The 22456-nt window shown below is 27.5% G+C and carries 24 protein-coding genes and 1 pseudogene; 8 read left to right on the top strand and 17 right to left on the bottom strand.

The genetic code is table 11. The features are described from left to right. Position 1: 1 nt before the first annotated feature. From cbiT to CLOACE_RS04230, 7 genes are all read right to left on the bottom strand, one after another. Positions 2 to 565: a precorrin-6Y C5,15-methyltransferase (decarboxylating) subunit CbiT gene (gene cbiT, locus CLOACE_RS04260; RefSeq protein ID WP_070109810.1), complete on the bottom strand. Its 564-nt coding sequence runs from the start codon at positions 563 to 565 to the stop codon at positions 2 to 4. A 172-nt stretch (positions 566 to 737) separates the two neighbouring features. Then, on the bottom strand, positions 738 to 1340 hold the full coding sequence (cbiE, locus tag CLOACE_RS04255; RefSeq protein ID WP_070109809.1) for a precorrin-6y C5,15-methyltransferase (decarboxylating) subunit CbiE: 603 nt from the start codon (positions 1338 to 1340) through the stop codon (positions 738 to 740). A gap of 15 nt (positions 1341 to 1355) precedes the next feature. Further along, positions 1356 to 2435 (bottom strand): cobalt-precorrin-5B (C(1))-methyltransferase CbiD, encoded by a 1080-nt coding sequence (gene cbiD / locus CLOACE_RS04250; RefSeq protein ID WP_070109837.1) that lies wholly within the window; start codon positions 2433 to 2435, stop codon positions 1356 to 1358. Positions 2436 to 2588: 153 nt separating this feature from the next. Continuing rightward, entirely contained in the window at positions 2589 to 3215 is a 627-nt protein-coding gene (locus CLOACE_RS04245) for a precorrin-8X methylmutase (protein WP_070109808.1), read from the bottom strand. Between the two features lie 168 nt (positions 3216 to 3383). Beyond that, a complete protein-coding gene (gene cobT / locus CLOACE_RS04240; RefSeq protein ID WP_070109807.1) occupies positions 3384 to 4460 on the bottom strand; it encodes a nicotinate-nucleotide--dimethylbenzimidazole phosphoribosyltransferase in 1077 nt (358 codons plus the stop codon). A 169-nt stretch (positions 4461 to 4629) separates the two neighbouring features. Further along, positions 4630 to 5949 (bottom strand): cobyrinic acid a,c-diamide synthase CobB, encoded by a 1320-nt coding sequence (locus CLOACE_RS04235; RefSeq protein ID WP_070109806.1) that lies wholly within the window; start codon positions 5947 to 5949, stop codon positions 4630 to 4632. A gap of 1 nt (position 5950) precedes the next feature. Next, positions 5951 to 7063, bottom strand: a complete 1113-nt coding sequence (locus tag CLOACE_RS04230; RefSeq protein WP_070109805.1) for a pyridoxal phosphate-dependent aminotransferase — start codon at positions 7061 to 7063, stop codon at positions 5951 to 5953. Positions 7064 to 7473: 410 nt separating this feature from the next. Here CLOACE_RS04230 and CLOACE_RS04225 point away from each other — a divergent pair, with 410 nt between their 5' ends. After that, positions 7474 to 8085, top strand: coding sequence for a VanZ family protein (locus tag CLOACE_RS04225; protein ID WP_070109804.1), 612 nt, complete (start codon positions 7474 to 7476; stop codon positions 8083 to 8085). 164 nt (positions 8086 to 8249) lie between these two features. Here CLOACE_RS04225 and CLOACE_RS04220 read toward each other — a convergent pair whose 3' ends face one another. The 4 genes from CLOACE_RS04220 to CLOACE_RS04205 all read right to left on the bottom strand — a co-directional run bounded on the left by CLOACE_RS04220 (position 8250) and on the right by CLOACE_RS04205 (position 11192). Further along, on the bottom strand, positions 8250 to 9164 hold the full coding sequence (locus CLOACE_RS04220; protein ID WP_070109803.1) for a DMT family transporter: 915 nt from the start codon (positions 9162 to 9164) through the stop codon (positions 8250 to 8252). Between the two features lie 171 nt (positions 9165 to 9335). Next, positions 9336 to 10001 carry a hypothetical protein gene (locus tag CLOACE_RS11855; RefSeq protein WP_070109802.1) on the bottom strand — a complete coding sequence of 222 codons (666 nt, stop codon included), beginning with the start codon at positions 9999 to 10001 and terminating at the stop codon, positions 9336 to 9338. 91 nt (positions 10002 to 10092) lie between these two features. Beyond that, positions 10093 to 10830 (bottom strand): hypothetical protein, encoded by a 738-nt coding sequence (locus tag CLOACE_RS04210; protein WP_242866394.1) that lies wholly within the window; start codon positions 10828 to 10830, stop codon positions 10093 to 10095. Positions 10831 to 10904: 74 nt separating this feature from the next. Next, a complete protein-coding gene (locus CLOACE_RS04205) occupies positions 10905 to 11192 on the bottom strand; it encodes a ribosomal protein L7/L12 (protein WP_070109800.1) in 288 nt (95 codons plus the stop codon). Positions 11193 to 11528: 336 nt separating this feature from the next. Between CLOACE_RS04205 and CLOACE_RS04200 the strand changes: the two genes are divergently transcribed. After that, entirely contained in the window at positions 11529 to 11870 is a 342-nt protein-coding gene (locus CLOACE_RS04200) for a DUF3796 domain-containing protein (RefSeq protein WP_070109799.1), read from the top strand. Between the two features lie 4 nt (positions 11871 to 11874). Continuing rightward, the gene (locus CLOACE_RS04195; RefSeq protein WP_070109798.1) at positions 11875 to 12075 is read left to right on the top strand and encodes a helix-turn-helix transcriptional regulator; all 201 of its coding nucleotides are present in this window, start codon (positions 11875 to 11877) and stop codon (positions 12073 to 12075) included. Positions 12076 to 12292: 217 nt separating this feature from the next. On the opposite strand, the gene CLOACE_RS04190 is transcribed toward CLOACE_RS04195, so the two are convergent. Beyond that, positions 12293 to 12841: a DUF7010 family protein gene (locus CLOACE_RS04190; RefSeq protein WP_070109797.1), complete on the bottom strand. Its 549-nt coding sequence runs from the start codon at positions 12839 to 12841 to the stop codon at positions 12293 to 12295. 236 nt (positions 12842 to 13077) lie between these two features. On the opposite strand from CLOACE_RS04190, the gene CLOACE_RS04185 reads away from it, so the two are divergent. From CLOACE_RS04185 to CLOACE_RS04170, 4 genes and pseudogenes are all read left to right on the top strand, one after another. Then, positions 13078 to 13296 (top strand): hypothetical protein, encoded by a 219-nt coding sequence (locus CLOACE_RS04185; protein WP_070109796.1) that lies wholly within the window; start codon positions 13078 to 13080, stop codon positions 13294 to 13296. Beyond that, entirely contained in the window at positions 13286 to 13477 is a 192-nt protein-coding gene (locus CLOACE_RS04180) for a helix-turn-helix transcriptional regulator (RefSeq protein WP_070109795.1), read from the top strand. The genes CLOACE_RS04185 and CLOACE_RS04180 overlap by 11 nt, the downstream gene beginning before the upstream one ends. A 16-nt stretch (positions 13478 to 13493) precedes the next feature. Further along, positions 13494 to 13640: pseudogene (locus CLOACE_RS04175) on the top strand (flavodoxin family protein); the annotation flags it as partial. Between the two features lie 82 nt (positions 13641 to 13722). Beyond that, positions 13723 to 14127: a hypothetical protein gene (locus CLOACE_RS04170; protein ID WP_070109794.1), complete on the top strand. Its 405-nt coding sequence runs from the start codon at positions 13723 to 13725 to the stop codon at positions 14125 to 14127. Between the two features lie 275 nt (positions 14128 to 14402). Here CLOACE_RS04170 and cbiB read toward each other — a convergent pair whose 3' ends face one another. From cbiB to CLOACE_RS04150, 4 genes are all read right to left on the bottom strand, one after another. Then, positions 14403 to 15347 (bottom strand): adenosylcobinamide-phosphate synthase CbiB, encoded by a 945-nt coding sequence (gene cbiB, locus CLOACE_RS04165; RefSeq protein ID WP_070109793.1) that lies wholly within the window; start codon positions 15345 to 15347, stop codon positions 14403 to 14405. Between the two features lie 154 nt (positions 15348 to 15501). Then, positions 15502 to 16989: a cobyric acid synthase gene (locus CLOACE_RS04160; protein ID WP_070109792.1), complete on the bottom strand. Its 1488-nt coding sequence runs from the start codon at positions 16987 to 16989 to the stop codon at positions 15502 to 15504. Between the two features lie 14 nt (positions 16990 to 17003). Further along, positions 17004 to 17753 carry an ABC transporter ATP-binding protein gene (locus CLOACE_RS04155; RefSeq protein WP_070109791.1) on the bottom strand — a complete coding sequence of 250 codons (750 nt, stop codon included), beginning with the start codon at positions 17751 to 17753 and terminating at the stop codon, positions 17004 to 17006. Positions 17754 to 17766: 13 nt separating this feature from the next. After that, positions 17767 to 18792 (bottom strand): FecCD family ABC transporter permease, encoded by a 1026-nt coding sequence (locus CLOACE_RS04150; RefSeq protein WP_070109790.1) that lies wholly within the window; start codon positions 18790 to 18792, stop codon positions 17767 to 17769. 213 nt (positions 18793 to 19005) lie between these two features. Between CLOACE_RS04150 and CLOACE_RS04145 the strand changes: the two genes are divergently transcribed. Continuing rightward, a complete protein-coding gene (locus CLOACE_RS04145) occupies positions 19006 to 20271 on the top strand; it encodes a PLL family lectin (RefSeq protein WP_242866392.1) in 1266 nt (421 codons plus the stop codon). 282 nt (positions 20272 to 20553) lie between these two features. Here CLOACE_RS04145 and CLOACE_RS04140 read toward each other — a convergent pair whose 3' ends face one another. Continuing rightward, on the bottom strand, positions 20554 to 22455 hold the full coding sequence (locus tag CLOACE_RS04140) for a heavy metal translocating P-type ATPase (RefSeq protein WP_070109789.1): 1902 nt from the start codon (positions 22453 to 22455) through the stop codon (positions 20554 to 20556). Position 22456: the final 1 nt, after the last annotated feature.

The following is a 22456-nucleotide window of genomic DNA, read 5'->3' as shown; positions in this document are numbered from 1 at the left end:
CCTACTCCTTTTCTGCACTTAGTATAAATACTGGATTATTTGCTTTTGCCATTAAACTTTTTCCTATAAATTTACTTATAGAAACTTGTATACATTCTACCTTATATCCTAATTCTTCTAACTTACTTAAAGCCTTTTCTAAGTTACTTAAAGTTATAAAATTCATAACCATTTTTCCATTTACATTTAATTTTTTATTATAAATATCTATTATATCTTTTATGTTTCCCTTACTGCCACCTATAAATATACTATCAAACTTTTCATTTATATTTTCTGAAACCTCTATAGCTTCTCCCTTTATAATACTTAAATTATCTATATTAAATTTTTCCTTGTTTTTATGTATTAATCCCACTGCTTCCTCTTCTTTTTCAATAGCAAAAACCTCTACATTTTTAAACATTTTAGCTATTTGAATAGAAATAGAACCAGTACCTGCTCCCACATCCAAAACTTTTGAGTTTTCCTTAATACCCAATTTAGCTATGGTAAGAATTCTAATTTCTTCCTTTGTCATAGGCACTTGACCTCTAATAAATTCTTCATCCTTTATATAATTCATATAGCATTCTCCTTTTTGCTTGCCAACAAAATACAATTTGTAATGACTTTTTCAAAACAATATAGCCTAAAAACAGCTAACTTTTAAATATAGTTCTTACTTCTATTTTAAATTTTAATTTTTTAGTAATCAAAAACTAAACTAATTTTAAAAATATAAGCTTACTCTAAAATTAAAGTTTCTTAATCACAACAACGGTTAAAGCTGAAAAATCTTTGTTTTTTAGTTCTTTTATAGTTCCTTTTGTTATTCTTTCATCTTCATAGGAAAGATTTTCTCCAACATAAATAGTTGCTTCAATATTTTCTTTTTCTAAAATATCGCATATATAACTTGGAGAGTGTTTTTTATCCGTAAGCCATATGGAAACTTTATGTTCTTTAACTTTATTTAAAAAATCTTCTTCTCTTCCATGAAGACTTCCTAAAAATCCTTCATTCCAAGGTATATTTATTTTTGCCATCATATATTGAAAAGAACTTATTCCGGGGACTATTTCTACTTTTCCCTTATAATTTTTATTTATATAATTTGTTATTCCGTAAAATAAAGGATCTCCTGAAGCAATTATAGATATATCTTTGTTTTCTGCATTATTTATTATATCTAATATTTCACTTAGCTTTTTAACTTTAATTTTATTATTTTCTATAAAATCTACACTTGATATTGCTCTTTCAAAACCAATTATGCTATGAGAATTTTTCAAAACCTCCGCTGCTTTTGGAAGTATGTAATCTTTATGTCCCGGCCCTATTCCCACAATATAAACCATACTATTACCTGCCTTTTAATTATTTTGTGTATTGTATAAAATTCCTCTATCCATAGAAAACATTGCAACTTCTACTTTTAATTTATTATAAGTGTACTTTTCCATTCTACTTTTAGCTTTGTTAGCTATATTTTTATAAAGTTCTTCATAGCCATCCCCTAAAAGTTTTACAGCACCTTCAGTAGTTTTTTCACTGTATACTTCTCTTACTAAATCCGTACTTTCTCCCATTAATGCTAATTCTAAAGCCAAAGTTTCTAATCTTACATCACATACTTTACTATGAGTATTAAAACATCCAGAAGATACTTTGCAAAGTTTACCTATATGACCTACTAAAGTTATCTTTTCAATTTGCTTTTCCACACAACAATTTAAAGCAAAACCTACATAATTAGATATTATAACAGATTTATTCATATCCATATTAAGCTCGTTTGCCATGGACTCTCCCATATTTCCAAATAGAAGTATTAATTCTTTATAAACAGTAGACTTTTGATTTATTTCTAATTCTATAGATTGTTTTAAAGCATCTTCAGACATAGGCATAACAATTCCTGTAGTTCCAAGAATAGATATGCCTCCTTGTATATTTAACCTTGGATTAAAAGTTTTTTTAGCTATTTCCTCTCCTTGAGGAACAAAAATAGTAATCTCCACTCCAACATTTTTAGGAAGTACTTCTTTTACTTCTTTTTCAATCATTTTTCTAGGTACTGGATTTATTGCCCATTCACCTTTTTTAACATAAAGACCTTCTCCACAAACTAAACCTACACCTCTACCGCCTTTTAAAAAATAACCTTCTTTTCTTTTTTCCGCTCTTGCCCATATTTCAATGCCATGAGTTATATCAGGATCATCTCCTCCATCTTTTAAAACACAGCATTCAGCATAATCTTCACCTATACTTACTTTTTCTATAGGAATTAAAAGTTCTATTCCCTTTGGTGTATCAATCTTTATATCTTTTAATATTTCTTTATGAAACAACAAAACAGTAGCTGCCTTAGCTGCAGCCGCTGCACAAGAACCTGTAGTATATCCACACCTTAACTTTTTCCCATTAGAGTTTATATATAATTCGAGTATATGTACCACCCTCTTTTTTATCATAAAAAAGATTTCTAAAATCCATCTCTTTTATCTAAAAGTTACTACTATTTCAATTAAGCATTTATTAATAATTAAATCATTTATTTTGTTCAAAATTTTTCATATCCAATTTTAATAAATCCTTAAAAATTACCTTGTTAGCATATACATAAGTGCATTTACTATAGAAGCTGCAACAGCACTTCCGCCTTTTCTTCCTCTTATAGTTATCATAGGAATATATTTTAATTTTTCTATTTCTTCCTTAGACTCTTTTGCTCCAACAAAACCTATAGGAGCACCTACTATAAATTTAGGATTTGCTTTTCCAGCTAAAGTTAATTCTTTTAATTTAAATAAAGCTGTAGGCGCATTTCCAAACACAAAGAATTCTATTCCTTCTTCCGCTGCTTGTTCCACTGCTGCCATAGAACGAGTAATATTTCTCTCATTAGCTATTTGTGCTACATTCTCTTTTGATACAAAACATTCTGCTTTGCAATTTAAATTACTTAAAGCCCTTTTATTTATACCAGATAAAGCCATATTAGTATCTGTATAAATAGTTACTCCTTTTTTCAATAAATCCAAAGCTGATTTTATAGAATTTTCTCTTATATATATTAAATCCTTGTACTCAAAATCCGCTGTAGTATGGATAACTCTTTTAACAATTTGAAGTTCTTCTTGTGAAAAATTATTCTCTCCCATTTCTTCCCCAATAATTTCGAAACTTCTTTTTTCTATATCCATAGGTTGTTTTATGTAATCTTTCATTTAAATCACCAACTTTTAATTATTTATAAATCATAAATTCACATTGAAATAAGTTATAATCCATATATTTTTTAATAAAATATCTTAATTTTTCATATGCAAAAATTTTTATACACTATAACTTTATTAATATAAATTCTCATATTTTATAAATGCTCTATTAAATCTCTAGTTTTCTTCTCTTATATCTACAAAAAAATCCCCTTCCACAGAAGCTTCCTTTAAAGTAGCCATGTTGTTCATAGAATATAGTGCAGATTCTATAATATTAAATGCTAAAGGACAACCTGATCCTTCCCCTAATCTCATTTTTAAATTCAACATTGGTTCTAATCCTAGTTCTTTTATTGCATATTCTACTCCAGGCTCTTTAGATAAATGAGAAGGAAATATATAATCTTTTACATTTTTATTTAATCTATAAGCGCAAAGAGCTGCTGTGTAAGATATAAATCCATCTATTACTATAGGAACTTTATTTTTAGCTGCTCCTATAAATGAACCGCACATACCTGCTATATCAAATCCACCTACTTTTGAAATTACATCTAAAACATCTTCTTTATTAGGTTTATTAATATCTAAAGCCTTTTTTATAACAGATTTTTTAGTGGAAAATTGTTCTTCCGTAAGTCCTGAACCTTTTCCTGTTACCAAATCCACAGGACAATCTAAAATTGCTGCCATAACTGCTGCACTAGTTGCAGTATTTGCTATTCCCATTTCTCCTGTTCCAAATAAGTCATATCCTTGTTTCACCAAATTGTCCACCATTTCTATGCCAACTTCTATAGCTTTTACTGCTTCCTCTTTTGTCATAGCAGCACCTTTACACATATTTTTAGTTCCATGATTTATTTTTCTATTTATTATTTTAGAATTATTAAACTCTCCTTTTACTCCTATATCCACCACAGTAATATCAGAATTATTGTATTTTGCTAAAGTGCATACTCCTGTTATTCCTCTAGTGTAATTATTAGTTACAATTCTAGTTAAATTTTGTGGACAAGCAGAAACTCCCTCTTCACAAACCCCATTATCACTACACATTATAATAATATTTTTTTTATATATTTCATTATAAAGCTTACCAGTAATTCCTGCCATTTTTGAAGCAATATCCTCTAAAGTCCCCATACTTCCTATAGGTTTTGTTAAATTATCTATTCTCTTTTTGGATTTTTCTATTGCATCTTTATCAGCAGGAGTTATTGATTTTAATGCCTCTTCCAATAAACTCATGTTGAAATCTCCATTCCATATGTAATTTAAAACTATATTTTTTTATAATTTATATACTTCAATTTTTATTCCTTATATAATAAACATATTATTTTGTATGTCTTAAAATTTTTAATATAAATTTCCCAAATTAATTTATATAAAACATTATATACTATATTGGTGTATTTTACTTATTTAATATACTTTTTATAAAATTCATATTGCTAAAAAAGTGTACATGTCCATAAGAAGCTACTGTGTTATTTTTTAAATATCCACATTCCCAATTTTTTATAGAATTATCATACATGGTCTTTTGAATTTTATAAATCTTTTCTTCTTTTGAATCTATATAAGATTTATGAAACTCATGACATTTAATTTTCAAACCTTTTTCTAATATATGATTTTCTTTATATACAGTTATTTCTGCATATCCAAAGTTTTGAAGCCTATTTGTCATGTAACTTTCTCCATTAAAAAATCCTACCAAAGGATACTTTTTATCATCTATATTTATTCCCTGAGTTAAATACATAAGTCCACCACATTCTGCATAACATCTTTTACCCTTATCTAAATTTTCTTTTATACTATTTAGCATAGATTTATTCTCACTAACTTCCTTAGCAAAAACTTCAGGATATCCTCCACCTAAATAAATAAAATCCATATTATCAGGAACTTTTTTATCTTTCATTGGACTGAAATAAGTTACTTCCCCTGCCTCTTTTAATAGCTCTAAATTTTCTCTATAGTAAAAACTAAAAGCTTTATCATGGGATACAGCAATTTTTAAATTTCTATTTTCTATATAAAAGTCATCTTCATATAGAGTATTTTCTGGGAAATATTTCAACATTTCTTCTAAATCAATATGTTTTAATATAAGCTCACTACACAAATCTATTTTTTCATCTAAATCTTTAATTTCGCTACTTTGAATTAGTCCTAAATGCCTACTTTTCAAACTTAACTTTTCATCTCTAGGAACATAACCAAAAACTTTAATGCCACAATTTTTCTCTACTGCGGCATTTAAAAGCTTGTAATACCCTTCTTTCATATTATTAAATATAATACCTGCTATATTTACATTTCCAAACTTCATAAGTCCCATTATCTCCGCACAAAGAGTAACACTTTGAGCCTTAGGAGAAATTACTAATATTACAGGTAATCCCAAAGTATTTGCTAAATGAGCAGTGGAATAGCTTGTATCTATGCCTTTTCCATCATAAAGTCCCATAACCCCTTCAACTATTCCTATATCTCCTTTTCCTCGGGAATAAGAAGCTTTTACTCCTTTTTCACCCATAATATATAAATCTAAATTTCTTGAAGGATTTCCTGTTACATGACTATGAAATGCCGTATCTATGTAATCTGGTCCTACTTTGTATCCTTGCACTTTAAGTCCTTTTTTCATAAAAGCCTTCATAAGTCCTAAAGTTACTGTAGTCTTTCCTCCACCGCTACAATTAGAAGATATAATTATACTTTTCAATTTAAATCCTCTCTTTCAAACTTTTATCTAATTCTTTTAAGCAATTTATAAATGCTTTATTTTTTTCTCTATCTTTAATAGCAACTCTAACGTAATATTTATTTAATCCTTTAAAATTATCCGCTTTTCTTATAATAACACCTTTTTCAAGTAAAACATCATATAAATAATCACACTCATACTTAGTCTTACACAACACAAAATTACTATAAGTCTTATACACTTTTTCTATAAAATCAATATTTTCTAACTCATTTAACAAATATTTTCTTTCCTTTTCAACTTCTTCTAAAGACCTATTTATAAAGTCCTTATCTTTTAATAAATACTCTGCTGCTGCTTCTGCAAAGCAATTTATATTCCAAGGATTTTGATTTTCTTTTATCTTACTTATAATAGAAGTATTTCCACTTACACCATAGCCTAATCTAATTCCAGGAATGCAATAAAATTTAGTTAAAGCCTTTATTATAAAAATACATTTATAATTATCCAATTCATTTAAAAAACTAAAAGAATTTCTTCCTGTAAACTCTATAAAAGCTTCATCTATAATTACAGTTTTATTATTCTTCTCGCAATAATCCAATATAGCTTTAAAATTAGACTTATCTATAATTTGTCCATTAGGATTATTAGGATTAGCTACAAATAAAGCCTCTACATATTTAAGCTTTTCTTTTATATCATCATAATTTAAATTCATATTTTCATCTAAATAAGAATAAGTAATTTTCAAACTGTGCTTTAAAGCATTTTTTTCATATTCTATAAAAGACGGAACTGCTATACATATGCTTTTGAAACATGCTATAACTTCATCTATAATTTCAGCTGCTCCATTCCCTAATACTATATTTTCTTCACTAATATTTTTTAGACTATTTCCTTTTGTTTTATAAAAATAATTTATACTAAAATTCAAATAATCTAATATGTTTTTTCTAAGACTTCTATATTGTATATCTGGATAAACATAAACATTATCCAAAGCTTTATTAATACATTCTTTAAATCCCTGTGGCAATTTTAATTGATTTATATTAGAACTAAAATCTAATAATGTCTTTCCTTTTAAAATTCCTTCTGTATAAATATCTCCGCCATGTTCCATCAAATCACCTCTATGTACTTTAATCAACTATATTATTAATTTAAAACATTTCAAATTTAATATCCATATATTCTACTAAATTTGCATAAAAAATACCGCAAATTCACCCATGAATACTACGGTATTTTTAAACTTATATCAATTTACTATTTAAACTTAATTAATACTAATTATACCATATTTAAATGTACAATTACTATACTTCTTAACATCTTATTAAATTTCAAAAATTATATTTATTTTTTTAATATACAATTATATTAAGAAAAACTTAAGATATTATTAAGTAAAACTTAAACAATGAGTTATACAATATATGTATATTATAACTATTTTTCTGTAAAAGTAATTAATTGATATGCTGTTGAAAATATGATTAACCCTATTTTATTTTGAAAGAAGGTGAAAAAATGAACCCATTGAAAGGTCTTATAATGGCAATTTCTTTAATAACTTTATTAAATATAATATTAAATAAAAATAGTAAATCTCTTAAAAAGGAAATAAAATTACAACATTACATATTTGGATACTTATTTATATTGTATCTTATGATTGCTTTAGAAGAAGTAGGATTTCCTTCTTTATTTGAATGGAGAAGAACTTTAAGATTTAGTCAAACAGTATTTAGTCCTAATATAAATTCAATACCTTTTAAAGATGGACTTGAAATTTCAGGTATACTTAATATTATATTTTTTATACCTTTTGGATTTCTATTACCTACTCTATGGGAAAAATATCGTAACTTATGGACAACCCTTTTTCATGGACTGTTTTTCTCTATTATTATTGAAACTGGACAATTATTTGTAAAATATCGTGCTACTGATATAGATGATTTAATACTGAATACTCTAGGTGCTATCTGTGGTTGGTTGATCTTTAACATTATGAAAAAAATTTTTCATAAGTTATCTAGTAAAACAGTTGTTAATATTTCTTCCAATGATACCTTAGCTATTAAATTAGAACCTTATCTATATATAGTAATTGCGATTGTATGTGCTTTTTTTAAGTAATTAAAAAAGTTAATGAATTTTTTATCCATTATACAAAATACTGATGTTATAGAATTTAACCTACCTAACATAGATGAATATATAAAGCAATTTAAAAGACTTATTTAAAAATGAAGTTTTATTTTTAAATAAGTCTTTTAAATTGCTTTATAAATTGGAATTTGTCAGTCATCAATATTGTTTGTATTTGAAATATATACGCCTGCAATTATAATAATAGCTCCAATAATCTGATAGATGGAGAAACGCTCCCCCAACAGTATAACTCCTGCAATTATCGAAACAACTGTTGCTACACCGATGAATGATGATGTACGATTCACTCCAATTTTAGCAATAGCCACATTTGAGAGAAAAAAGGCTAATACGGAGCATCCGATTCCCTGATAGAGAATGGCTATAAGAAAATTTGAATCCCTAGCAGGAAGACTCATCAAGACATTAACATTTCCTATAACACATGCTTCAGCAATTGCTAAGATGCTAAATACAATTGCTCCAGCGGTCAGCATTACATATGTTATCTCTGCACCCGTATAATCGGAAGCTTTCTCTACAAATACACTGTAGAGTGCATATGAACCTACTGCAATCAAAAGAAACAAATATCCTACTGCTGACAGGCTTGCTGTTGCCCCAATTGCCAATACCGTTACGAGCACACCAATCAAAGTTACCAGTATGCCCACCACTTGTCTTCCACTTGGTTTCTTATTTAGAATCAACGTAGATGCTACCAGGGAGACTGCAGGAATGCATGCAAGGAAAACGCCGCTTTCGGATGCGGTCGTATGGCTGATTCCTATGGTTTCTCCAATATAATATATTACCGGGCTGAACAGCGCTATCAGTAGTACTGGCTTGATTTTCTTTCCTTTCAGATTAATTCTTATAAAACCGGAGAAAGTGCAGATACTCATGACGATGAACGCAACGAGAAATCTCCAACACAATAGAGACAATACACTTGCATTGTCGGTAGCCTGCTTCGTGAAAATGTAGCTAAGACCGAAAAATATTTCGCAACCTATTGCACACAAGCAACCAATTATCAAGTTATTACTTTTTTTATAGCTCATTATTATCTCTCCTAAATTATCTTCCTAGCAAATTACTATTTAAAGTACTCAACCTTAAAAAGAAATTTAAAAATTTCTTTTTCTATTTTACTTTTGGAGTAGGAAGTTCTTCATACATCGTTGATATAATTTTACATTGCAATTTAAATATAAGATTAATAGCTTAGCATACTATAAAACAAACATTAGAAATATAAGTGGATATGCAACATAAACGTTTTTCTTTACAGCAAGATATGCAATGCCATATAGCACACTCACTAAACATAATATTAAACCTATAACTAAGTTTCCTTTTATTAAAAAATGTACTAATCCCCATGTTAGTCCTAAAAGAAAACCACCCCAAGGAAGTTTAGTATTTTTAAAAATTATTTCTCCAGCTTTTTGACCAAATACTATAATCAATAAAACAAGTACAGCTTCAAAAATATAATAAATGTATTGAAAAACAAACTTCAACCAGCCATTATTTTTAAATTCTATTAAGACTTTAAATCCATTCCATTCCCAAATACTTATGATTATAGAAATTCCCAAAAGAATTAAAGCAATAATCCAATTTATTTTTCCTATTTTATTTCTATTAGCAAATATATCAAACTCATATTTCTTCTTTGACACGTAAATCAATAGTGTTGCAACAATGCCCCACATAATACAAGTAAGTATCCAATGTGCTATATTTTCTGAGCTCGTGAATTTATTTATGCTTTTTCCATATAATAATGGTTCAATAAAAAGAGATAACAATAATTCTGAACCTAATCCTGCAAAAGCATATAATCCTAAATATAGAAAGTCTAAACCTTTAATATGATTATTCTCTATTTTCATATTTTCTCCTTACTATTTTATAAAAATCTTTATTATAAATTTCTTATAAGCTTATTCTCTCTTTATGAAAACTCTATAAATTATTAACTTCTTATTTATATAAGTTTTCTAAATAGTAATGATCTTGTAATTTACTTGTTAATTTATTCCATAAGTATATTCTTCTTTGAAGTTCTATTCCAAACTCTATTTTCATTTTAATTTTTAATTCATCTAAGTGGGATTCACTTTCAAATTCCTCAATACTTTTCATATTTTTTGTTTTATAATCTGTCAACATAGAAATAATATACCTTCCATGTTCTTGTGATTTTTCTTCTAATTCAAATCTTATAATATTAATAAGACCACATATTACAAACTGTTCTTCATAAATTCCCTTAATACTATATGATCTTAAATGCTTATAAAATTCATTTTTTAACTCTATCAAATACTGAATATTATTGATATCTTTAGATAGCGCATATTTTTTCATTAGCCTATAACCTCTTGCAATTCCTCCAATGCTTCTTATAGAAGTATTAATTAGTTCAATGATATCTGAAATATAATCTTTATTATTAATTTCATTTATAAATTCATCAAATGCTTTAATAAAATTTTCTATAAGTAATCCTTCAATTAATGGATTCTCTTTCTTTATCTCTTTTCTTAAATTCTCTCTTATTATAAAAAAGTTGCATAGCGACTCTAATTCATCATCCGATATATCATTATCATTTATATTTAAAATGATTTCATTAACTTTTCTTATTAAACTTGGTTTTAATTCTTCAACATTTTCGCTATTTAATTTATTTAATAAATCTTTTATTTCTTTATACAATATGTTTCCTCCTAAAAAATTGAAGTTTGTTACTTTGGCAGATTTGCTTTATTTCCAAAATAAATTCTCAATGTTTATCCTAAACTATCTACATAATTCTTTGCTTCTATTAAACCCATTCCAGTAGCATCTCTTAACTTTTTTACTGCTTTAACTTTTTTATTTGCCTCAACAAGCTTTATTAGCTCATCTTTCAATTCATCATTTATTTTATTCTCTATAGATAATTCAGGTACTCCCAAATGCTCAATAATTCCATTTAATTTTGATTCTATTCGCTCTTGATTGCGTTGTATCCTATTAATATTCACATTTAAAATAATAGCTAACATAGTTATTACAGCTATAAACATAGATTCCATATTTTCACCCTCCATCACTAGTTAATTCTTCATAAATTTAAAATTTATTTAAAACTGCTTGTATTTCTACAGCAACAATCATACCAAAGTTTTTTAATAATACCACCTCCTATAATATACTATAATAAATTGATTATACCATATTTTCTAAGTAATGCATTATCCACTTTTAAAAAAATACAATTCGTTTTTTAACTAAAGATTAATCCCTACTTTGAACAAATGCTTAAATATTAATGTTATATATATCACACCCAGTTCTTGACATTAAACCAATTATGTGATATATTTGTAACGTTACAAATATATCACATAATTATTTAGGAGGTATAAAATATGAAAAAAACATTTCGCATCCATCCAGTGTTTGGTATTCTAGGTTTCCTTGGAATTTTAGGAATCATTTATAATCCGTTCTTCTGCATTTTCTTTGGTTTTTTCAGTTTCTTTTGGTGGGGACTCATTGGTAAAGAAAAGTCTGATGAACGATTAGAAGAAAACATTAATAAAGCAGTGAGCATTGCAGGAAGATTAGCCCTTATATTATGCTTCTTTATTTTATTTGCACTTGATAAAAAAGTAGCATCTGAAACTGTTTTGCTTGCAGGTTCCATAGGTTATGCTATTATTTTTACCTTAGCACCTGCACTTGCTTACTTCATAGACAAAAGGGGGTAATCATATGGCAGATTTTACTTGTAAACTTAAAGAATATCGGCAAGCTGCCAACTTGACTCAGGAGGAACTTGCAGAGAAAGTAAATGTGCGTCGAGAAACAATTATTCGGCTTGAAGCAGGAAAATATAACCCGTCATTAAAAATGGCAGTTTATATTTCAAGGGCTGTAAATGCTCCAATAGAAGATATTTTTATATTTGATTAAAGAGATGAATTTTGATTATGAGCAAATAGCTTGTCAAAAACCTTTTTGTTTAAATTTCGAAATAGTCGAGATAATCTATATTTAATAGTAAATAAAAGTACTAAAACTTCTAAAATTTTAGTACTTTTATCTTATTTTCTACAGCTATAATTTCAATCTTTCCTCAATACAAAAACACCCCAAAATTCAAACTTGAATAATGCGGTGCTCTAGCAAATTATTCATATTTAAAATCTGACATAAGTTTGTTGTTCTCAACTGTCAAGCTAATACTAAACAAAACTTCTATTATCACCATCATGATTGCAAGTATGTACGGTTCAAATTTTAGCCCAATTATAAGAGATAAAATTGGTATTAAAACAGCGAACACAATATAAGACTTGGATTTATAAAGCCAACCATAGGGCAACAAATGTGCTCCAAAAATCATTGCTATTACCATTAGCATTTTTTTAGGTATAGTTGGATATATCCACATAGCAATCAGTAAGTATAGCATTTGATTTGCAGAAAAAAGAACTCCTAAATTAGTTAAGGGATTTTCTTTATTTTGAAAATCAACCTTTATTATTTTAGATATAAAAAATGCTAAAGGCATTAATGGTGCTGTAGCGCAAAATGTAAATAAGTTCTTAGTTAAAATAGGTAATGATGTTAACTGAATAATTAGTACAACACACCAAATAATAATTGATGCTAATATAAAATGTAGTCCTTTCTTTTGCTTAATGGCACAGCTTAAACGTAATTCTTCTAAGTTCATATTAAGTCCCCCCATATAAGTAAAATATAAATATTCTTTTTTGCATAATACCCTACAATTATACACCAATATATCCATTATTTATATAGTTTTTTAATACCTATTATTTAATTTTTAATATAAATTAAATTCTTAATTTCTAATAACAAATGTAAAATACATTTGACATTTACCACCGCTTTATTATATTATAAATGTAAAGAACATTTTACATTTTTATATAGGAGGTAGTGATAATGAGAAAAATGGATGAAATGGAGATGGCTATAAGTTTAAAATCAATTAAATGGGCTTGGTTTTACACAGTTTTATTTTTGTTTATTTGGACTATATATGATTATACAAAAGTAGGAAGTTTTAATTCTTTTGCATTCTTCTTATTAATCTCTCAAAACTTAATTAAAATGGGCATAGAACAATATTTAAAATGGAAAATGAGTAAAGATGAAGAATAATATTAAATATCTTCGTAAACAAATGGGATTAAGACAGGAAGATCTAGCAAATGAACTAGGAGTCACTCGCCAAACAATTAATGCAATAGAAAATAATAAATATAACCCTACTTTAGAATTAGCCTTAAAATTAGCAAAATTATTTAATACACCTGTTGAAGAAATTTTTCAACTAGAATAATAAATGGAGGTACAAAATGAAATATTGTATTCTTATGGGCAGTCCACATAAAAATGGAAATACATTTCAGCTATTAAAACCTTTTATGGAAGAAATTGAACTTCATAAAATTCAGTATGATCTAATTTGGCTTTATGATAAACATATTGAACCTTGTACTGCTTAATGTTAAAATATTCTTAACCAATAATAATTGCATAAAAAGAAATACCCCGAATAATTATAACATATATGGAGGTTTTAGTATGAATATATTGATATTGACTTGTAATATAGGTATTCCTATATTAATGATTTTCATAGGAATTTTATATAAACTAAATTTATATAAAAAAGTAGACAAAATATTAGATTTATTTATACCTATAGCAATGCTTTTTTCTGGCCTTTCAGATGATAAAAAAGTAGCTTATTTTAAAGATACAAATTCAGTAGCTTCAGCTAATAGAAAATGTAGTTTAATATGGAGTATTTCAGGAGTATTTACATTACTACTTACTACAATATTTCTAATATTAAATAAATCTGCTGTTTATAATATAAGCGTTTCGTTATTTGAACTTGAATGCTTAATATTAGTTTCGATATTTATTACTATAGAATTTATTTTGAAAAAAAGTTTTTATAAAAAAAGTAATGAACAATTTTAATATTTAAGAATGACTAGGTAAAAGTATACTGTACTAATACCTAGTCATTTAAATTTATTTGACTTCCAATTATCCTAACCAATTGTTTGTATACGCTATTATACCTAATATAGCACCAATTAATGTAGAAATTCCAACCTTAAAATAAGTTTTTGACACAATATCTTTTTCGTTCACTTGATTCACCTCACAAACTTATATAAGTAATTGTGAATTATATTAAATATAGATTGTCACTTAATTATTGGTAATTGTAACATGTGTTTATAATTATTTCAATATATACAATTAAAATAAATTAACATAAACAATACTTCGGCAGCATACATAAGTTTAATACATTCATTTATATGATCTTCATTTAATTCCTTTTTTTTATCTCCTAAAGTTGGTTTATATATAACTTCTCCAAAATATACATTGGTTCCCCCTAATTGAATTCCCATAGCTGCTGCAGCGGCTGCTTCTGAATAGGCACAATTAGGACTTTTATGATTTTTCCTATCTCTAATCATTATTTTTAAACTTTCAATTATATTTCCCTTAACTAAAGGAGCTGATAAACAAATAAGCACCCCTGTTATTCTAGCAGGAATATAGTTAAAAACATCATCTATTTTAGCTGGAAAAAATCCTATGTATTTGTATTTTTCATTTAAATATCCTAGCATTGAATCCATAGTATTTACTGCTTTGTACATTATAGCTAATGGTGCTCCTCCAATTACTACATAAAAAAGTGGAGCTATTATTCCATCTGCTGTGTTTTCCGCTATAGTTTCCACATCTGCTCTTATAATTTCTTCTTTTGATAAATTTGTGGTATCTCTTCCTACTATATAAGATAATTTTACTCTAGCTTCTTTTAAATCACCACGTTTAATCTCGTAATAAACTTTTTTTGCCTCTTTATGAAGAGATTTTGCTGCTAATGTAGTCCAAATTATTAATATATTTGCTATATGATGAAAAATATTATAAAATTCTAAAAATTTAAGTATTGCAAAAGGTATTATAAAGCTTATAAAACATACTATTATTACAATAAAGCCACCAAAAGCTCTTATACTAGCATTGGTTTTGCAAAGCTTTCTCCCTTTTTTCTCTAAAAAACTTATTAACTTTCCCATGTATATAACAGGATGAGGAAAAGAATAAGGATCTCCTATTATCCAATCCAAAACCACTGCTAAAATTATATCTATAAAGTTACCAAACATAAATAAATTTATCTCCCTTTAAATAAGTTAGTATTAATTTATTTAAATTAATACATTCTAGTTAGCATTTCTGATTTAACTTTAATATAGCTATTTATCACACAATAAAAATTGGTAAATTAGCTAATATAACTAAATTTAACTTCAAATATAGTTATTTACAAGGTGCTTTAATTCCCATGATTTCATAAATAGCTTTTATGTCCAAGCTGTCCCTTACTATATCCGCTAATTTATCTAATTCTATTTCTCTTATATTTTCATATTCTTTAGATTTAAGTTTTTCCATGCCTTTTTTAACTCTAATTACATTTAATATATATTCCCTAAATTCTACTCCATCAAATAAGCCATGAATATAGCTTCCCATAACATTTCCTTTTTCATTTATTGCTCCGTCTTTGTAATTTACTTTTTCATTATTTTTATCTTCTATAATAAACAGTTCTTTAGTTCCTTCTCCATAATTACAAATTCCCATGTGAATTTCATAACCATAAACATTTACTTTATTTTCTTTATTTACAGCTTTAACTCTTGTAGTTACCTTTTCTTCTTCAAACACAGTATCTACATTTAAAATTCCTATTCCTTTTATTTCTCCTAAATCTGTTTCTACTTCAAAAGGGTCTTTTATAACATTTCCTAGCATTTGATATCCGCCACATATACCTATAACAAAACCTTCTTTACTATAATCCTTTATAGCATCTTCTAAACCAGTATTTCTAAGCCACATTAAATCTTCTATAGTGTTTTTAGTTCCTGGAATTATAAGCAAATCTGGATTTTTAAGTTCACCTTTTTTCTCTATAAATCTTACAGAAACATCTTCTTCTATTTTAAGAGCATCTAAATCTGTAAAATTAGATATATGAGGAAGCTTTATTACTGCTACATCAATTGGAGCTTTTATTTCTTTATTAAATTCTATAGCTCCATCTTCATCTTCTAAATCCAATTTAAAATAAGGAACTACTCCTAAAGTAGGTATATGTACAATGTCTTCTAACATTTTAAGTCCAGGTTCTAATATTTTTACATCTCCCCTAAACTTATTTATAATAGTTCCCTTTACTCTAGGTTTTTCTTCATCTCTTAACAAAAGCATAGTTCCTGCTAAAGATGCAAATACACCACCTTTATCAATATCACCTATTAAAAGCACTGGTGCATCCACAATTTCTGCCATACCCATATTAACTATATCATTTTCTCTTAAATTTATTTCCGCTGGACTTCCTGCCCCTTCCATAACCACAATATCAAATTTTTTCTCTAATTCTTCAAATTGGCTTTTAAGCATGGATTTAAACTGAACTTTCATATTTTGATATTCCATAGCTGTGGTATTTTTAAGTACTTTTCCATTTACTATAACTTGACATTTTTTATCTGCAGTAGGCTTTAAAAGTATAGGATTCATATAAACTTCTGGACTAAGACCTGCTGCATAAGCTTGAAGCACTTGAGCTCTTCCCATTTCCTTTCCATCTAATGTTATGTACGAATTTAAAGACATATTTTGAGATTTAAAAGGACAAACTGAAAAACCATCTTGTTTAAAAATTCTGCAAAGTGCTGCTACTAATATACTTTTACCTACAGAAGAAGCAGTTCCTTGAAGCATAATTCTAGCCATAAAATCACCTCGTATTAAAATATTTCAAAAGCATTGCCGCTAAATTTTCCATCTATATTGAAAACTTCTTTTAAAGCCTTATTTGTAAGCACTTTTTCATTTTCTCCAAAATTGTATACTTCTCCATTTTTTAAAAGAAGAATATTATCACAATACTTTTTTGCTAAAAGCAAATTGTGCATTACAAATATTATAAGTTTATTATCTTTATAGGCCTTTTCTCTTAAAAGCTTCATGAATTTAATTTGATAATGTATATCCATATTACTAAAGCCTTCATCAATTAATACTATATTTGTATCTTGACACAAAGTCTTAGCTAAAAGCACCCTTTGTTTTTCTCCACCACTTAATTTAGTAACTTGAGTAGATTTTAATTTACATAAATCCATTTCTTCTATAATATTATCTATAAAATTCTGTTCTTCTTTTGATAAAATACCTTTAGTATAAGTATACCTACCCATAAACACTATTTCTTCTACAGTATAAGGAAGTTTTAGCTGAAAATTTTGAGAAAGAAGAGATATAACTTTAGATAAATTTTCTATACTATATTTGTTTAAGTTTTTTTTATTTATATGTATACTTCCATTTTTAATTTTTATAATTTTAGCTATAGATAAAAGCAATGTGCTTTTTCCAGAGCCATTAGGACCTAAAACTCCATAAACTTTTCCCTTTTGAAATTGTAAATTTATATTATTTAATATGATTTTTTTATCTAATTGTACTTGTAAATTTTTTATATTTAATATATCCATATATGCTCTCCTTTTATATATTTGTCCTACTATTTCTCTTTACGAATATATAGCAGAAAAATGGACCTCCTATTAGAGTAGTAAACACACCTACTGGAATTTCATGAGGAAAAACTGTTCTAGTTAAAGTATCTGCAGAAAGAAGAAGAATTGCTCCTAAAAGAGAACTTAATGGAATTACTTTTCTATTATCTGCACCTACCAAAATCCTTATTAAATGAGGAACTATAATTCCTATAAATCCTATAATTCCACATAATGAAACACAAATAGCTGTTATTATAGAACAATTAATTAATAGTATTTTATTGGTTTTATCATAATCTACACCTACAATAATAGCTTCTTTTCTTCCTAATGTCATAATATTAATTTCCCTTGAATATCTAAAACATATAAGTATACCTATGGTAGAAAACACTATTAACATAATTACTTCTTTTATGCTTTTAGCAGATAAATTTCCTAAAAGCCAGTAAACCATAGCAGAAGCATTTTCATTAGCCATGCTTTTTAATAAACTTACACCAGCTTGACATACAGAACTTACTATAAGTCCTGCTAATATAATATTTGAATTAGTAATAAATCCACCTACATTAGCTATGGAAAGCACTATAAATAATACTAATATTGAAAATACAATAGATAAAATTTGTGGAGGTATATAAATAGACAAAGTTAAATTTAAATATATAGCAATACAAGCTCCAAGAGCTGCCCCTGAAGATACTCCTAAAGTATAGGAATCTGCTAAAGGATTATTTAAAAGACTTTGAAAAACTGCTCCACTTACTGCTAGAGAAGCTCCTACAAACATTGCCATAATTATTCTAGGAAGCCTTAAATTTAAAAGTATATTTAATCCTATTTCTTTATTTTCATTAAATATATTTACTTTACCTATGCTTATAGATAATATACTTAAAAAAAATACTACTAATATTAATGATATAAATACAAACTTCTTATCTTTGATAATACCACCTACTTTTATAAAATAAAAAACAGCAAACTTTCTTTGCTGAATTAAATACATAATAGAACCTTAAAGTAAAAATTTAATATTTCCCTATAAAAATGTAATTTTCATATTAAGTTTAATACAACAAATTTGCTCTGTCAACTTTAGTTATTTTAAAGTTTAATTTACAAACCAAATAAAAAAAATACATTAAATTACTTAAAAACATTAACATATATTCCTACTTTTTCATATTATATAAAGTGATGAATATTAGGGGGTTAATTTATGTATACTAATTGGCAAGATACTTTTAACAACAATGCATGTATGTATAACTGCTACTTAAGAGATAATATATTATCTAATTTAAATGACATAACTCTAAAAACTGAAGGAGGCTTATTTAGACAAGATTATAAAGACATAGACAAAATTATGGAACTAATTAATTCTAGATATGCTTCTATATATTCTGAATTAAGAGGCTATAGAATGAACTATATAATAGTAAACAATATATTTAGAGCTTTAGTTTCATTTACTGTAAGTAATGCTAGTAAATATACTGGAACTGTTTCACAAAAAACTGATGCTATATTTAATGATTTTATAAAACAATATCCTTGGGTAAGAGGATTATTTTTAGGTTATGGAGTGCCTTTAAACAGAGCTAATACCATAATGAAAACAATTATAAGATTTACATTAGAAAATTTATCTGATACTACGCCAAAAGATAATTGGAGTAGGTGGGAAAACTTAGGTGGAATTAATATTTCATCTGCACCAGCTGCAGCTTCTTGGGCGCGAAATAGATTAGATGTATTTGCTATGGGAGAAAATAGAGCATTATGGCATAAATGGTGGGATGGCGTTAGATGGAATAATTGGGAAGACTTAAGTGGAGTAATAACATCTGCACCTGCGGCTGTATCTTGGGGTCCTAATAGAATAGATGTTTTTGCTAGAGGCACTAATAATGCTATGTGGCACAAATGGTGGAATGGCTCTAATTGGAGTGGTTGGGAAGACTTAGGCGGAATAATTACTTCTCCTCCTGCTGCAGCTTCTTGGGCTCCTAACAGAATAGATTGTTTTGCTAGAGGTACTAATAATGCATTATGGCATAAATGGTGGGACGGAACTAGATGGAGTAACTGGGAAGACTTAGGTGGAGTACTTACTTCTGCACCTGCGGCTGTATCTTGGGGTCCTAATAGAATAGACGTTTTCACAAGAGGCACTAATAATGCTATGTGGCACAAATGGTGGGACGGAGCTAGATGGAGTAATTGGGAAGACCTAGGTGGAAGATTAACTTCTGCACCTGCTGCAGCTTCTTGGGCTCCTAACAGAATAGATTGTTTTGCTAGAGATATCAATAATCAATTAATTCATAAATTCTGGAATGGTTCCAGATGGAGTAACTGGCAAAATATTGGTGGATTAACTTTAACCTCTGCACCTGCTGCTGTATCTTGGGGTCCTAACAGAATAGACGTTTTTGCTAGAGGCACTAACAATAAATTATGGCATATATGGAGATCTTAGTGTTGTCATAAACATTAATAAAAAATCCATGAAAATTTCAAAGAGAAATAGTTAACAAAGCATAGAAGACCTGTGACTGTATTGAATAAACTCTATAAATTTCTCCCATTAGAAAAAATATTTTTCGTGAAGAACTTTTCACTGTTTGAACGTAGTGAGTTTGAAAAGTTTAGTAAAATGTTTTTTTCTAATGGGTAGAATTTAAGAGTGAAATTCACTTTAAGTCACAGGTCTTCTATGCTTTGTTAACTATTTCTCTTTGAAATTTTTATGGATTTTTTATTAATGTTTATGACAACAGCAACATCCACCATGGCAATGTTCACTGTTTTCTGATTTTTTGAAGCTTACTTTAATTGATATTATTCTCATAGAATTTACTACTGCAATTAGTGCTACTCCTACATCTGCAAATATTGCTAACCACATGTTGGCTATGCCTAAAGCTGCTAATATTAGTACGGATATTTTTACAGCAAATATGAATATTAAGTTTTGTATTATTACTTTTCTTGTGGTTTTAGCTATATTAATTGCTTCTATTATTTTAGAAGGTTCATCTTTCATTATAACTACATCTGAGGCTTCTATTGCTGCATCGGAACCTACTCCTCCCATGGAAATTCCTATATCTGCTCTTGCTAGAGCTGGTGCGTCATTTATTCCATCTCCTACATATACAATATTATTTTCAGGAGATTTTTCTTTTTCTAAAGTTTCTAGTTTTTCTAATTTTTGTTGTGGAAGAAGTTCTGAGTAAATTTTGCTTATTCCTAGAGATTTTCCTAGGGATTCTGCTATATATTTTTTGTCTCCACTTAGTATTACTGTTTTATTTATACCCATTTTATTTAAACCTTCTATAGTGGTTTTAGAATCTTCTTTTACTTCATCATTTATAGCTATATATCCTGCAAATTGCTTATCTATTACTACATATAAAACAGTGGCATATTCTTCTGATTTGTTTATTTTAATGCCCATTTCTTCCATTAGTTTTTCATTTCCTATAGACACTTCTTTACATTTTATTATGGCTTTCAAACCTCTTCCAGGTATTTCTGTAAATTCTTTTATTTCTTCCTTGTTTATATCACCTTTATAAGCTTTAACTATAGATTTTGCTATAGGATGATTGGACAAGCTTTCTAAATAAGCTGCATATTCTAAAAGTTCATTTTCCTTTATAAAATCTTCTGGTTTTATGCTACTTATTTTAAAAGTTCCTTTTGTTAAAGTTCCTGTTTTATCAAAAACAATAGCTTCTATATTATTTAATGCTTCTAAATAATTTCCACCTTTTATTAATATTCCACTCTTTGAAGCCTTTCCTATTCCAGCAAAGAAACTTAAAGGAATAGATATTACAAGAGCACATGGACAAGAAACTACTAGAAATACTGAAGCTCTGTATATCCAAGTATACACTGAAGTATCTTTAAATATAAAATTAGGAACTATAGCTAAAAGTAAAGCTAAACAAACAACTATAGGAGTATATATTTTCGCAAATTTAGTTATAAACTTTTCTGCCTTTGCTTTCTTGCTAGAAGCATTTTCTACTAAATCTAATATTTTAGAAGCAGTAGATTCATTAAAGTTTTTAACCACTTCTATTTTTAAAAGTTGATTTTTATTTATACTTCCACTTAAAACTGTATCCCCTTCATAAACTTCCTTAGGCAATGACTCTCCTGTTAAAGCAGATACATCTAATAGAGAATTTCCTTCTACTATCTTTCCATCTAAAGGAATCTTTTCACCTGGTTTTATAACTATAATATCCCCTATTTTCACGTCCTCTGGAGAAACCTTGTATATATCACCACTATCTCTTAATATATTTGCATAATCCGGTCTTATATCCATAAGTTCTAGTATTGATTCCCTTGAATTATCTGCTGCTCTATCTTGAAGATATTCTCCTAATTCATATAAAAACATTACAGCTACTGCTTCAGGATACTGTTTAACTAAAATTGCACCTATACTAGCTACACTCATTAAGAAATTTTCATCAAACAAATCTCCTTTTAACAAATTCTTTACTGAATTCATCAAAACCTCTGATCCAATTATTATATAACTTGCTAAAAATAAAATTATACTTATATTCCCCATACTTTTAGTAAAATACCCTGCAGCAAAAACAACTCCTCCTATAATTAGCTTTTTAATTTCCATA

Origin of the sequence: Clostridium acetireducens DSM 10703 (assembly GCF_001758365.1) — a bacterium.
Lineage (GTDB): Bacteria > Bacillota > Clostridia > Clostridiales > Clostridiaceae > Clostridium_C > Clostridium_C acetireducens.
Note: the sequence above shows the minus strand (reverse complement) of the source record. Positions and strands in the feature narration are given on the sequence as shown.